General features: G+C 34.9%; 14 protein-coding genes and 3 tRNA genes. 7 read left to right on the forward strand and 10 right to left on the reverse strand.

Annotated features, from left to right (window positions below; genetic code table 11):
• Positions 1–10: 10 nt before the first annotated feature.
• The 4 genes from J3U66_RS03870 to J3U66_RS03885 are packed head-to-tail and all read right to left on the reverse strand — an operon-like array spanning position 11 to position 3,110.
• Positions 11–1,339, reverse strand: coding sequence for a secretin N-terminal domain-containing protein (locus J3U66_RS03870; protein WP_267348050.1), 1,329 nt, complete (start codon positions 1,337–1,339; stop codon positions 11–13).
• On the reverse strand, positions 1,332–1,700 hold the full coding sequence (locus J3U66_RS03875) for a hypothetical protein (protein ID WP_267333206.1): 369 nt from the start codon (positions 1,698–1,700) through the stop codon (positions 1,332–1,334). The genes J3U66_RS03870 and J3U66_RS03875 overlap by 8 nt, the downstream gene beginning before the upstream one ends.
• Entirely contained in the window at positions 1,697–2,170 is a 474-nt protein-coding gene (locus J3U66_RS03880; RefSeq protein WP_267348051.1) for a hypothetical protein, read from the reverse strand. The genes J3U66_RS03875 and J3U66_RS03880 overlap by 4 nt, the downstream gene beginning before the upstream one ends.
• Positions 2,163–3,110 carry a PilN domain-containing protein gene (locus J3U66_RS03885; RefSeq protein WP_267333208.1) on the reverse strand — a complete coding sequence of 316 codons (948 nt, stop codon included), beginning with the start codon at positions 3,108–3,110 and terminating at the stop codon, positions 2,163–2,165. The genes J3U66_RS03880 and J3U66_RS03885 overlap by 8 nt, the downstream gene beginning before the upstream one ends.
• Positions 3,111–3,311: 201 nt before the next feature.
• Between J3U66_RS03885 and J3U66_RS03890 the strand changes: the two genes are divergently transcribed.
• From J3U66_RS03890 to J3U66_RS03900, 3 genes are all read left to right on the forward strand, one after another.
• Positions 3,312–3,387: transfer RNA gene (locus J3U66_RS03890), tRNA-Val, on the forward strand.
• Between the two features lie 35 nt (positions 3,388–3,422).
• Positions 3,423–3,498 (forward strand) — tRNA-Val (locus tag J3U66_RS03895).
• Positions 3,499–3,518: 20 nt separating this feature from the next.
• Positions 3,519–3,594 (forward strand) — tRNA-Lys (locus J3U66_RS03900).
• A 216-nt stretch (positions 3,595–3,810) separates the two neighbouring features.
• Here the strand turns inward: J3U66_RS03900 and J3U66_RS03905 are convergent.
• From J3U66_RS03905 to J3U66_RS03915, 3 genes are all read right to left on the reverse strand, one after another.
• Positions 3,811–4,437 (reverse strand): LysE/ArgO family amino acid transporter, encoded by a 627-nt coding sequence (locus J3U66_RS03905; RefSeq protein ID WP_267333209.1) that lies wholly within the window; start codon positions 4,435–4,437, stop codon positions 3,811–3,813.
• 85 nt (positions 4,438–4,522) lie between these two features.
• A complete protein-coding gene (locus J3U66_RS03910) occupies positions 4,523–5,878 on the reverse strand; it encodes an APC family permease (RefSeq protein WP_267348052.1) in 1,356 nt (451 codons plus the stop codon).
• 111 nt (positions 5,879–5,989) lie between these two features.
• Positions 5,990–6,409 (reverse strand): OsmC family protein, encoded by a 420-nt coding sequence (locus J3U66_RS03915; RefSeq protein WP_065633299.1) that lies wholly within the window; start codon positions 6,407–6,409, stop codon positions 5,990–5,992.
• A gap of 306 nt (positions 6,410–6,715) precedes the next feature.
• Between J3U66_RS03915 and J3U66_RS03920 the strand changes: the two genes are divergently transcribed.
• Entirely contained in the window at positions 6,716–7,528 is an 813-nt protein-coding gene (locus tag J3U66_RS03920; RefSeq protein ID WP_267348054.1) for a sulfite exporter TauE/SafE family protein, read from the forward strand.
• A gap of 117 nt (positions 7,529–7,645) precedes the next feature.
• Here the strand turns inward: J3U66_RS03920 and mltB are convergent, their stop codons facing one another.
• Entirely contained in the window at positions 7,646–8,725 is a 1,080-nt protein-coding gene (gene mltB / locus J3U66_RS03925) for a lytic murein transglycosylase B (protein ID WP_267333212.1), read from the reverse strand.
• A 56-nt stretch (positions 8,726–8,781) separates the two neighbouring features.
• Complete coding sequence (locus J3U66_RS03930; RefSeq protein WP_267333258.1) at positions 8,782–9,771, reverse strand: 2-hydroxyacid dehydrogenase; 990 nt, start codon at positions 9,769–9,771, stop codon at positions 8,782–8,784.
• Positions 9,772–10,037: 266 nt separating this feature from the next.
• On the opposite strand from J3U66_RS03930, the gene J3U66_RS03935 reads away from it, so the two are divergent.
• Positions 10,038–11,300: an AmpG family muropeptide MFS transporter gene (locus J3U66_RS03935; RefSeq protein WP_267348056.1), complete on the forward strand. Its 1,263-nt coding sequence runs from the start codon at positions 10,038–10,040 to the stop codon at positions 11,298–11,300.
• Between the two features lie 8 nt (positions 11,301–11,308).
• Positions 11,309–11,974: an NAD(P)H-dependent oxidoreductase gene (locus J3U66_RS03940; protein ID WP_267333214.1), complete on the forward strand. Its 666-nt coding sequence runs from the start codon at positions 11,309–11,311 to the stop codon at positions 11,972–11,974.
• Positions 11,975–12,041: 67 nt separating this feature from the next.
• On the opposite strand, the gene J3U66_RS03945 is transcribed toward J3U66_RS03940, so the two are convergent.
• Complete coding sequence (locus J3U66_RS03945) at positions 12,042–12,227, reverse strand: hypothetical protein (protein WP_065633294.1); 186 nt, start codon at positions 12,225–12,227, stop codon at positions 12,042–12,044.
• 320 nt (positions 12,228–12,547) lie between these two features.
• On the opposite strand from J3U66_RS03945, the gene trxB reads away from it, so the two are divergent.
• Entirely contained in the window at positions 12,548–13,501 is a 954-nt protein-coding gene (trxB, locus tag J3U66_RS03950; RefSeq protein WP_267333215.1) for a thioredoxin-disulfide reductase, read from the forward strand.
• The last annotated feature ends 8 nt before the right edge of the window (positions 13,502–13,509 follow it).

Here is a 13,509-nt window from a genome sequence, read left to right on the forward strand (position 1 = left end):
CTGTTGGCATTTACTCAACTAATTGTGGGGTTATAAAAATAACTAATTCTCTTTTTTGTTGTTTTTTACCTTTATATTTAAATAAGTTACCGACCAAAGGAATTTCACTAACACCGGGCACATCACGTTTAGTTTTATCATTTAACTGTTGAAAAATCCCCCCTAGTACAACAGTCTCACCACTTTTCACCATAACTTGTGTTTTAATTTCTTGCGTATCAATCGCTAATGCTTCCCCACCATCACGGCGTTTAATAGAACGACCAGTAGTGTTTTGTGTAATATACAAGTCCAAAATCATTTTTTTATCATCAAGTATTTTAGGTGTGACTTCTAAACCTAAAACAGCTTGTTTAAATTCTATTGTCGTTGCACCATTATTACCACTTGATACTTCGTAAGGCACATCTGTTCCTTGTTTAATAGACGCCGTATTTTGATTGGCAGTTAATAAATTAGGGCTAGCAATAATTTCAAGTTGATTTTCCGATTCTAATGCTGACAGTTCTAAATTAAGTAAACTCCCAGAACGTTTTGCTAAGTTAAATCCTAACGTTGAAGTTGAATTAATCACACCAAGCCCAACATCAAACTTATCTAGTAATTGTGAGGATCCCCCCGCATATCCCCATTTAATACCAAGTTCATCCATACTTTCATCACTCATTGTGACAATATGTGCTGATATGTGGACTTGTGGCATAGGTTTATCAATAACTTCAACCAGTTTTTTAATCAGATCCAATTGCTTTGAAATGTCGGTGATGACTAATGAGTTTGTCCGTTTATCCATCACAACACTACCTCGTTCCGATAATAAGCCCTGCTGCTTAATGGCATCGATTAACGTAGTCAAATCGGCATGGTTAACGGCAATAGAAAGTGCTTTTAGTGCTTGTGTTTGCTCTTGTTGCTTCATCTCAGCTTGCCGTTTTTGTCTTAACTGTTCAGGATCGTCAGCTTTGGAAATGAATAAAATATTCTCCTCTATTTTTGCCTGTAAATTTGCTGATCGAAGAGTGATATCTAAAGCTTTTTGCCATTCCACATCACGTAATTTAATAGTTTGCTTCACAGACAAATCATCAGCCATAACTAAATTTAATGCTTTACAGTCAGCCAAAGCCTGTAAAATGATAGCAATATCAGTTTGATAAAAATTAATTGAAACCTTGTTTGAGATGCTCAAATCAGATGATCGATCAGCCGTGATTTGATTGGCATCAATCTTGGTAGTCACGACTATCATTATCAACAGACCCAAACCGACAACCTTTAATTTTAATTTCACTTCATTTAAAATTTGATGAAAAAAACACATCATTTGTGTACTATTCATTTAATTGCATCATCCATTGCACTGTGTCATGACAATAGTTCGTAAGATTTGCCTGCCATATCATTTGATTATTTTGCAAAGATTGGATAAACCAAGGAAATAACACATGTGGCACAATATCATCGGTGATTGATAACCACTGATTTTCAGAATAAAGCCAAATTTGATGATAAGAATTATTCACCTGAGCTACTATCCCTTTAAATTGCCAGACTTTGATCTGCTTTAGTAAACTCTCTTGTTGTTCACTACACGTCACTTGTTGAGAAGGTAAAAAAGGATCACGATTTACTTCATTATCAGCGCGAGAAAAAGCACTAATCAATAATAAACATTGGGCTATAAAAAAGTTGATTTTCACTCGTTCTCCTTTTTGAACAATAACGTAAAAATAATTTGAAGATACGTTTCTTGATTGGTGATAGTTAAACTTTCAAAATCCAAATAAAAATATTCATTATTGAGTTCGGATAGAAAACGAATAAAATGACTAAAATTACCTTTAAGTCCAACTTCCCACCTAACACCCGTATCCGTTTGATGATATTTAAACATGTTTAATACCAATTGATTTTTCTCGATAAAATATGCGAGTTGATTTTGATTAATCACTCTCAATGCATGTTGTTTTCCTGCCTGATAACGCGCAATTTTTAGTTTCGATAATGCAATTTGCTGCAACTGTTCTTGGTATAACGCACGCTGTTTTATTGACTCATTTTGTATATCCTCAATTAAAACTAAATAGCCTATTAAAAACGCAATAATAGGAAATAAAATGCAAATTAAATATTGTTGCCAAAATGGTCTATAAAAAAAATCATTATTCATGTAGCTTTAAATCCATATCAAACAATAAACTTTGATTATCATTACTGATCGTTTTAACGTGTCCTTGTTCAATAAGGTCTTGCTGTAATAAATTTAAATTAAAGTCTGTAATATCTTTATAGTTGAAGCTATGTCCTAATAAACTCACTTTATTGGGGGTATAAGTAAACGAGGTCAACCAAATATTTTGTGGTAAAAGCTGTGAAATCAATAATAATGTCCATTTGATTTGCTGTTGACTCGGTGAAGGATCGGGCTTATATGTTGAAAGCTGATGAGCTAAGTTTTGTTTAATTATTTGTTGCTTAGAACATTGTGTTAAATAATAATTTAATTCGCTGCTAACTTGCAGCCACCAATAACAAAATAGGCAACTCAAAATTCCAATTAAACTTAATGTAGTCATTGCTAAATAAAGTTTTTGTGATTTATGTTTTGACTGTCTCCAAGGTAAAAAATTGAATTTATACTGTTTAAAAACACAACCGATAAAACTCAACCGACAATGATGTTTTTTAAATAGCTCAACCCATTGATTCACATATTTACGATCACAAATCGCAACCATTAATTGTTTTTGTGATTTAGCCAAATAAACAAAATCAAAAAACGCGTGACTGGCTGGCATTTCAAACAGTTTATAGATAGAGGCTTCAACATATAGAAGTATTTCATTTAAATTTAATTTAACTTGGGGAAGTTCAAGTTTAGTGGATTGAATATAATCTTCATGCAAATTTAATTCAAAAGAAGCAAGTGTAGGTAACTTTTCTTGTAATGCACTGAGCAATAGGTCAATATCAACAAAATTCTGATAAGGATATTCCATTAAATCTTCAGACAATGAAGCTGTTAATCGATCCCGGTTGTTTATTACTTTATATCGTATGATTGATGGCTCAACAAACATAACCACTCGATATTTATTTATAATCTTCATCAATTAGCAGCTCATGTAATTTAATTTTCATGACTCAATCATAAGCATCATTGCCAAAATAAAAATCGCAAATATGTGTTTTTGTGAAGTATCATCCAAAAAATGTTTAAATTTAAACCGAACAAGGCTATTTTTGCAGAAATATAAAAAAAAAGGTTGACTGAAATAAGACGTGCCTTATAATGCACATCCACACGGTAAGGGTGATTAGCTCAGTTGGGAGAGCACCTCCCTTACAAGGAGGGGGTCACTGGTTCGAACCCGGTATCACCCACCAATCTTTACCGTGACGTTTTAGAAATAAAACATTTGGGGTGATTAGCTCAGTTGGGAGAGCACCTCCCTTACAAGGAGGGGGTCACTGGTTCGAACCCGGTATCACCCACCACTTTTAGCAGTTTTCTATATGGGTTGTTAGCTCAGTCGGTAGAGCAGCGGACTTTTAATCCGTTTGTCGAGCGTTCGAATCGCTCACGACCCACCATCTTTTTTCATTGCGATTCAAGTTTATTTTAATAACTATAGAGTGACCATGAATACACTCGCATTCGACAAATCTGTTTGGAATCAATTTTTCAACACTACGTGCTAATCTTGAAAGATTAAATGCACGACTTAGCAAATTTATTTTAAATAATTCAAATAAATGTTATCAACAAATAAACGATGAATTATCAATCATCAATCGAATTTGGTTGGTCTAATTTGCAAAAAACACGTACGTAACTAATCGATAAGCAATATAAAACATCACAGCACCGACAATACAGTCCAAAATTACCCACATTCTTTTTTGTTTAAATAAAGGGGTAAGTAATCTTGCCCCATAGCCAATGCTGAAAAACCAGATAAAAGAAACACAAACAGCACCAATCAAAAAAGCCAATTTTTGTTGACTGTTTAACGTGCCCGCAATACCGCCAACAATGACAACGGTATCCAAGTATACATGTGGATTAAGTAAAGTGACGGCCAAGGTTGCCATTACAACTTTTACCCGGCTAGTATTATCGGTACTTTGCGATTCTATTTGCATGCTACTCGTACCATTAATCGCACTTTTAAATGCACCAAAACCATACCAAATAAGAAAAAGCGCACCCAATATTGCCAATATATTGGTAATTAACGGATTACGACTAATAAACGTACCAAGACCTAAGATACCAATAGACATTAAGGCAAAATCACAGACAAAACAAATGGCTGATACATAAAAGATATGGTTTTTTAATAATCCTTGTTTTAAAACAAACAAATTTTGAGCGCCAATAGCAATAATTAAGCTGGCTGAAATTAACGCACCGTTTACTATTTCTGAAAGCATGGTTATAACACTTAATTAAAAATGAAGGTATTATTATATAATCATGTGCTACAATCAAGTTGTTATATCCGTTAAAGAAAATCGATTAACTGTCTTGGTTATTTTGTTCTAACCAAAGCGGTTGATTGCGATTTTTATTCAAGTAGAGCATGACAGTGCCAATAGCTAACCAAACTGCGCCAACAATTTTTGCATCGTTATCAATATGCATTAATACCGGTAATAATACTACAATACCAGCAATAGGCACTAAGATATCAAAAACCCAAGAAAGCCATCCTTTAGAAGCTTTTTTGAATTTGAAATAACCAATTACTGCAACATGTAACATTATAAAGGCAGTTAATGCACCGACATCAACAAATGAGACTAAAGTAGGCAGCCCCTTATCATTATTTGCCGCAATAACAACTAAAACTAAATTAAAGATCGCCGCAAATAAAATTGCAACAGTTGGCACACCACTTTTTTGACCAACTTTGGCTAAAAATGAAGGTAAACGTTTATCTCGTCCCATACTATATAATAAACGACTTGCCGCAGCCTGCCCAACCATTGCCGCAAATGATGCACCGATCGCTTTCATTAAACTTAACGACCATCCTAGCCATACATTAATTTCGTGATTAACAATGTCATAATAAGCTTTACCTTTTAGTTCAGGATGACTATTTAAATAATCTGCACTATATGGATTAAGTAAAGCACCAACATAAATTTGTACTACAAATAAAGCACCCGCTAAAACTAGACAGCAGATAATCGCTCTACTCACTATGTTACGTTGGCCACTATTTTCTTCAGAAAAAGTAGCAATTGCATCAAACCCTAAATAAGATAAAACTGCGATAGACACTGCATTAAATAATTTGCCCCAAGTAAATAGCTCACCACCAATAAGAGGGTATAACCAATTGCGGCTAATATCACTATTTACGATAATCCAAATACCCACCAATAACACAGCAAATAGGATAATAATTTCAAGAATTAAGATAATTAATGTGATTTTTGCTGATTTTTTAACCCCAATTAAATTTAATGTTGTGGTAATCACGACGGCTAAACAAGTCCAGATCCATACAGGCACTTCGGGAATCAATGCATTGAGTGATATACCACTAAATAGATAAGCAACAGCAGGAATAAACATATAATCAAGTAGCAATAACCAGCCAACTAAAAAACCAGCATTGGGATGAATACCAACAGAACAATAGGCATAAACTGCGCCGGCATGTGGTAAAGCACGAGCCATTCTAGCATAAGAATATGCGGTAAAAGCCATAACGAAAGTAGCGACAATATACACTAAAGCAATGGCACCATCACTGATCGCGTATAACACACCAAATAATCCTACTGGTGCTGCTGGACCAATAAAAAGCAATCCCAAAATCACTAAATCTCGGAATCGCATATTTTTCTTTAATTGCTGCATAATCATACTCTTATTACATTTCATTCAACAAAATAGAATGTTATACGATTAATGCAAAACAGACTAAGATCAGCTAGTTATTAGATTATAATTATAAGTTATATAAAATAGTTAACGTTGCTCTCTAATCTCATAGGTATAAGACATTTTGGCTGTTTTACCTAACATAATTGAAGCACTGCAATATTTTTCTGACGCAAGCTTTACCGCTTTTTCAACGCTTTCATTGTCAATATTTACACCGGTAATCACAATATGGAAATTAATTGAGGTGTAAACCTTGGGTGAAGATTCTGCCTGCGTTTTATCAATATCAATCCAAAGATCACGCACATCTTTTTTATTATTTTTTAAGATAGCGATAATATCATAAGCCATACAGCCAGCAGCACCGTGCAGTAAAAGTTCCATTGGACGAGCGCCACGATTACGACCTCCGTGCTCAATGCCACCATCCATGACCAATGAGTGGCCACTTGCGGTTTCACCTAAAAAACCAAAATCATCAATCCACTTTAAACGATCTTTCATTATTTCACTCCTTTCAATATAAAATTGTCATAATATTTTGTGACTTCTTTTGAATTACTCAATAACATAAGCTTTTTTGATCATTATGTCATCTTTTAGCGTATTAGATTGTGATTAAACTCATTGCTAATATTTGATTATTTACTCTTTGATAGATTGCTACCATTCAAATATGTCAGGTAAAATAACCAGCCAATGAGAAAAATAATCGACACTGTTGTTAAAATAATTAACCCAGTGATCAATTTATCTAATTAACAAATGGAAAAGTGATTAGTTTTACGTTAATCACTATAAGGACTTAAAATGCTTGTTGAATTTGTTATTTTCATCTGTATTGGTGCAATTGCCGGTTTGCTGGCTGGCATGTTTGGTATTGGCGGTGGTGCATTAATCGTTCCAGCTTTGATTTTTACACTTGACCATTTCAATTTTGGTAACAATTGGATCAACCATATTGCAGTTGCTTCATCATTAGCAACAATCATTGGTACGAGTTTATCATCGAGTTGGTTGCAAAATAAAAACCATAATATTCAATGGTCTGTGTTAAAGAAAATGGTATTGGGTTGCATTGTCGGTACAATAATTGGATCGTATATGACCCCTTATATTCCCGGTGTCTATCTTAGGTGGATCTTTATAGCTTTTCTGTTCTACATTGGCGGAAAATTTATTTTTAAGACCAGTAAAGTTAATCACAATCAAACCACTCAAACAATGAGTACAGGGAATAGTGTTTTTGTGCTTGTTGGTGCATTTATTGGTGTTTTTGCGGCATTAGTCGGCGTAGGTGGTGGTGTATTAGTGGTACCATTCTTGAAAAAATGTGGTATCGATATGCGTAAAGCCATTGGCACATCAGCGGCATTTACTCTGCCAGTTGCAATAGGTGGAACTATTGGGTATATCATTGCTGGCTGGAACATTCCAGAGCTTCCTCAATACAGTCTTGGATTTGTGTATCTACCAGCTGTATTTTCAATTATGCTAGCCAGTATACCCATGGCTAAAGTTGGTGTTCAAATAGCACAAAAATTATCAATTAATAAATTAATCAAGTATTTCGGCATTTTTTTATTACTGTTAGCATTAAAATTATTGGTATCTTCTCTGTAATGAAAATATAGCACTTATTAATAGTAACGAATAACGAGGATGGATAAAGATAAGATTAATTCCTTCTTAAAAATAAGGTCGCTAAAGCGACCTTTTTAATAAATTATCTATTTAACGCTATCTTGCCTCTTTAACAGCTAATCCTAATTGCCATACTGCCATCGCATAATGGGTACTGTGATTATAACGTGTTATGGCATAAAAGTTAGGTAAACCATACCAAAATTGATAACGATCCCCCATATCCAAGCGTAGTAAACTTGCTTCTTTGTAACCCTCTAAAGAACTTTGTGGTTTCAAACCAGCATTAGCTAAGGTTTCAATCGAATATTTAGTACTAAACCCAGTATCAAGTGATAAAGGCGCTTGACCATTCGCCATAACTGCCACTTTTTTGTCACGTTTCCAGCCATGAGCTTTAAAATAGTTAGCCACACTACCAATCGCATCGACAGGATTCCAAAGATCGGTATGTCCGTCACGATCAAAATCTACAGCATAATTTCGGAAAGCTGATGGCATAAATTGACCATATCCCATCGCGCCTGCAAACGATCCTTTCAAGTCAAAGGGATCGACACCTTCATCACGACACATTAACAAGAAATCTTCCAGCTCTTCAGAAAAATATTGTGCGCGTCTTGGATAATAAAAGGCGAGTGTAGATAAAGCGTCAATAATAGTTGTTTTACCCATTACTCGCCCCCAACCAGTCTCAACACCAATAATCCCAACAATAATTTCGGGTGGCACACCATATTCTTGGTAAGCGCGTTTCAAATCGGGTTCATACTTATTCCAAAAATCAACACCTTTAGGTATATTGCTATCAGTGATGAATTTATTTTTATACCGAATCCAGGCGCCATTTGGTATCGTTGATACACCTGTTTTTGGTGCTTGTTTATCCATCAAGTTAATCACCCAATCAAGTTTATTTGTTTGAGCAAGTACATTTCGCAATTGTTGGCGATCAAAACGATATTTATTGACCATTCGGTCGATAAATTTTTCTTTAGTAATTTCTAACGGACCGCTATTGGTTAGCGGTTGATTATGTTTTTGTTCTAGGTAAACACCGCCTTTAACATTCGCATGTCCTCGATGTTCTTGCATCGGTGTGGGTGAAGATTGCTTGTTACTTGTGCAAGCAGCAAGCAATAAAAGCATAGAAGCTACGATAACAATACGTTGCATAATTCATCCATATTTTGTTATTTAAAACAATAAGCAATATCCCAAAATTATTGGCGTTACTCAACAATATTAGGATTTGCTTTTCCTTCTGATATCTGTTGTATGTTATTTAAAGTTGTGTCAGATATATTTAATAATGCTTCTTGAGTTAAAAAAGCTTGATGCCCTGTAAAAATCACATTATGGCATGATGATAAACGTCGAAATACGTCATCTAAAATGACATCATTAGATTTATCTTCAAAAAAGAGATCTCGTTCGTTTTCGTAAACATCCATACCTAGCGCACCGATTTTGGTCTGCTTTAACGCTTCGATTGCAGCAGTAGCATCCAATAAGCCACCACGGCTGGTGTTGATAATCATTACGCCGTTTTTCATTTTGTTAAATGAATCTTTATTTAATAAATGATAATTTTCCGGTGACATTGGACAATGCAACGTGATGACATCTGATTTTGCATAAAGTTCGTCTAATTGAACATACTGAGCACCTAATTCGACAACGATATCATTTGGATAGGGATCATAAGCAAGAATATTCATGCCAAACCCTTTTAAGATGCGGATAACTGCTTGACCAATTTTACCTGTACCTATCACCCCTGCGGTGCGGTTGTGCATGTTAAAACCAGTTAAACCTTCCAGTGAAAAATTAGCATCACGGGTACGCTGATAAGCTTTATGAGTTCGACGATTGAGTGTCATCATTAACGCAACAGCATGCTCAGCAACTGCTTCAGGTGAATAAGCCGGTACTCGCACGACGGTAATACCCAATTTTTTAGCTTCAGCTAAATCCACATTATCAAACCCAGCACAGCGTAATGCGAGTATTTTAATACCATAATGGGCTAATTTTTGTAAAACTTGCTTATCAACTTCATCATTAACAAATACACATACGGCATCATAACCTTGGGCTGTAACTGCTGTTTTATGACTAAGTTTATGTTCATAGTATTCAATCTCAAAGCCATATTTTTTATTAGCAATCTCTAAATGTTCTTTATCATAATGTTTACTACTAAAAACCGCTATTTTGATTTTACCTTTCATACTAATTAACCTCTTTCAAATTTATGCAATGAATATCGTGATTATTTGTTTTGAATGTTTTTACTTTAAGTCTGTCCAAAAAGAGTTTAACTACCTAGATTAAGATTGTTATTAAAATAAGTCAAAACGAGTTAAAATTTTTACGTTTAGTCAATCTAGTCAGAGTAAAACGCTTTTTATTGGCTTTAACAATTATTTGTTATTAATGTGCTATGATAACACTTTGCAAAAAAACTAACCATTAATGTTAAATAATGAATAATACGCAAAACACCATCTTTAAAACCATTTTTACAACTAAAATGCTCATCTGTATTTTTACAGGTTTTGCATCTGGTTTGCCATTTTATTTATTACTACAACTTTTACCTGCGTGGTTAGAAAGCGAAGGAATAAATATTAAAACAATTGGTGCATTTTCTTTAACGCAAATGCCTTATATTTTTAAATTTGTTTGGGCCCCCTTTATGGATAATACCTCATTATTCCATTTAGGCAGACGCCGAGGATGGATGCTAATATCGCAAATCATATTAGTTTTATCCATTAGTTTATTAGGTTTTTTATCGCCTTCACTCAATATTTGGCTCATTGCCACACTTTGTTTTATTATCGCGCTATTCTCGGCGACGCAAGACATTGCTTTAGATGCATTTAGAAGAGAGCTTTTACTTGATAATGAACTGGGTCTAGGAAATAGTATTCACACCAATGCCTATCGGGTTGCAGGACTCGTACCTGGATCACTATCGCTTATATTGTCTAGTTATTTAGCTTGGCATAGTGTTTTTATTATTACTGCGCTATTTATGATTCCAGCTATCATTATGACGTTATGGGTCAAAGAACCACTTAACCAACCAGTCAAAAATCATAATCTTGAAGCGATCATCATAAAACCATTTAGTGAGTTCATCACTCGTCAAGGTGTTAAAAATGCAATCATTATTTTAGCCTTCATATTTCTTTATAAATTGGGCGATAGTATGGCAACCTCTTTAGCTACACCTTTTTATTTACAAATGGGTTATAGTCGATTAGATATTGGTTGGATTGCTAAAAATGCATCTTTATGGCCGAGTGTTTTTGGTGCATTAATTGGTGGAATATTGATGATCAAAATTGGGATTAATCGAGCGCTTTGGGCTTTTGGCTTTGTACAGGTTATTTCTATTTTAGGCTTTGCTTGGTTATCGATTGAAGGGCCATTTATAACCATTACCGGTTATCAACAAATTATGTTAGCCATTGTTATAGGATTTGAAGCATTAGGGGTGGGATTAGGTTCTGCCGCATTTGTCGCGTTTATCGCGAAAACTACTAATCCACTTTATACAGCAACACAGTTTGCTTTATTTACAAGTATCGCATCAATTCCCAGAACATTGATAAATGCAACGACTGGCGTGATGGTCGAACATCTAGGTTGGACAACCTTTTTTACTTTATGTACGATTTTAGCCTTACCAGGTATGCTATTATTAATTAAAGTTGCACCATGGAATACACAACATTAGGAGAGAAAATGGATCAATTAAATCAGGCCTTTGAATTTAGACATGCATGTAAAAAATTCGACATCAATAAAAAAATCAATGATATCGATATGGAATATATTCTAGAAGCAGCACGTCAATCTCCATCATCATTTGGCATGGAGCCTTGGCATTTTGTTGTGGTGAGCAATGATAAAATTAAAAAGCAATTACGTGCAATTTGTTATGATCAAGAACAAGTAACTAGCTGCTCGCATTACGTTGTTGCCCTTTATCGTAAGGCTAATAATTTTACATTACAAAGTGATTATTTACGTCGAACCATTGCTCGAACCTTACCGAATCCAGAGGATAAAACCGCTATCGACATTGCATGTCAATCTTTTATCAATTTTTGTAAACATGGACTCGCTGACGGTTTAACCCTCAATCACTGGTCAGAAATGCAAATCTATATAGCAAGCGCAAATATGATGACGGCTGCTGCTTTCAAAGGCATCGATTCCTGTGCAATAGGTGGGTTTGAGAGTGATAAAGTCATCAAAATTTTTGAAAATACAATTCCTCAATTCAGCGGCCAAGTATTTGGTGTTGGACTTTGTATCGCCTTTGGATATCGGGCTGATGAACCTAGTTCACCACATATTCGCTGGCCACTTACCGATATGACAACTTATTTACCTAATGACAAATAAGGCAGTAATTGCCTTCACTCGTCACTCGGCGAGATGAAGGGTAAGCCAACTAACATCACACTACCCTTTATTTCACTAAATTATATAGCGCTTCTGCATCAGAAGAAGCGCAATCTATTATAAACTCAATGCCTGATAAAATATTACCAAGTTGAGGATCATTAACCTGTTGTTGCACCGAATTTAACATTTGTTGTGCCCAACTAATTTTTGAAAGCACTGACTCGACTTTTTCTATAGTAGTATTATTCATCTTATATCCTTTTAGTTTATACGGGTAATCTAAACAGATAACCGGAATAAAGTTATAAAAAATTTAAAAGATTAATTTTAATGACTTAAAAAAAGAAATTAAACAAAATATAGTTTTAAAAATAAGAAAATAGTTTAAAAAAAATGAAAATATAAAGATAAACTTTGAAAATTACAACAATAAAAAATTATTGCGATAACCTATTACTGCAATAATCATTTTTTTTCATGACATGGATTGATAATGTTAAACTTATCAGTTATAAATTGCACAGCTTTGGTTGCTAATAGCCAGAATATTTAAATAATAAGGATAGTAATATGAAAACTAAACATGCTCGTTTATTAATACTTGGTTCTGGCCCTGCCGGTTACACGGCAGCCGTTTATGCTGCAAGAGCAAATTTATCACCAGTATTGATTACTGGCACACAAGAAGGTGGACAACTAACAACCACTACCGAAATTGAAAATTGGCCAGCTGGGGCACCCGAACTAACCGGTCCTGAATTAATGGTCAAAATGAAAGAACATGCAGAAAGATTTAATACAGAAATTATTATCGACCAAATTGATCGTGTTGATTTTAGCAAGAAACCTTACAAACTTTACGGTAGTGAAACTGAATATAGCTGTGATGCATTAATTGTTGCTACCGGAGCATCAGCACAATACTTAGGATTACCATCAGAACAAGCTTTCAAAAGTAAAGGCGTTTCGGCTTGCGCCACTTGTGATGGATTCTTCTATCGAAATCAAAAAGTTGCAGTCGTAGGGGGTGGTAACACTGCTGTAGAAGAAACACTTTATCTTGCCAATATTGCGAGTGAGGTACACTTAATACACCGACGCGATAGTTTTCGAGCAGAAAAAATATTAATGGATCGACTAAATGAAAAAGTAAAAGAAGGTAAAGTAATATTGCATACTCATCAAGTCGTGGATGAAATACTGGGTGACAATATGGGGGTAACAGGTGTTAGGATGCGTAGCACACAAGATAGCAATCTCACCGAGCAACTTTCTGTGATGGGCGTATTTATCGCTATTGGTCACAAACCCAATACCGCAATATTCGAAGGACAGCTTGAACTTAATGGTGGTTATATCAAAGTACAATCGGGCACTCAAGGTAATGCAACGCAAACGAGTGTTGAAGGTATTTTTGCCGCAGGTGATGTGATGGATCATGTTTATCGACAAGCGATTACTTCCGCGGGAACAGGTTGTATGGCGGCGTTAGATGCCGAGCATTATTTGGATAATTTAAAATAAAAATAAAA

Origin of the sequence: Gilliamella sp. B2969, from assembly GCF_026536195.1 — a bacterium.
Classification (GTDB): Bacteria; Pseudomonadota; Gammaproteobacteria; order Enterobacterales; family Orbaceae; genus Gilliamella.

Excerpts from the sequence above, each read along its gene's own strand:
- J3U66_RS03920 (WP_267348054.1), top strand. The coding sequence starts at position 6,716 with ATGCTTGTTGAATTTGTTATTTTCATCTGTATTGGTGCAATTGCCGGT.
- trxB (WP_267333215.1), top strand. The coding sequence starts at position 12,548 with ATGAAAACTAAACATGCTCGTTTATTAATACTTGGTTCTGGCCCTGCC.
- J3U66_RS03885 (WP_267333208.1), bottom strand. The coding sequence starts at position 3,110 with ATGAAGATTATAAATAAATATCGAGTGGTTATGTTTGTTGAGCCATCA.
- mltB (WP_267333212.1), bottom strand. The coding sequence starts at position 8,725 with ATGCAACGTATTGTTATCGTAGCTTCTATGCTTTTATTGCTTGCTGCT.
- J3U66_RS03870 (WP_267348050.1), bottom strand. The coding sequence starts at position 1,339 with ATGAATAGTACACAAATGATGTGTTTTTTTCATCAAATTTTAAATGAA.
- J3U66_RS03935 (WP_267348056.1), top strand. The coding sequence starts at position 10,038 with ATGAATAATACGCAAAACACCATCTTTAAAACCATTTTTACAACTAAA.
- J3U66_RS03905 (WP_267333209.1), bottom strand. The coding sequence starts at position 4,437 with ATGCTTTCAGAAATAGTAAACGGTGCGTTAATTTCAGCCAGCTTAATT.
- J3U66_RS03945 (WP_065633294.1), bottom strand. The coding sequence starts at position 12,227 with ATGAATAATACTACTATAGAAAAAGTCGAGTCAGTGCTTTCAAAAATT.
- J3U66_RS03940 (WP_267333214.1), top strand. The coding sequence starts at position 11,309 with ATGGATCAATTAAATCAGGCCTTTGAATTTAGACATGCATGTAAAAAA.
- J3U66_RS03910 (WP_267348052.1), bottom strand. The coding sequence starts at position 5,878 with ATGCAGCAATTAAAGAAAAATATGCGATTCCGAGATTTAGTGATTTTG.
- J3U66_RS03880 (WP_267348051.1), bottom strand. The coding sequence starts at position 2,170 with ATGAATAATGATTTTTTTTATAGACCATTTTGGCAACAATATTTAATT.
- J3U66_RS03915 (WP_065633299.1), bottom strand. The coding sequence starts at position 6,409 with ATGAAAGATCGTTTAAAGTGGATTGATGATTTTGGTTTTTTAGGTGAA.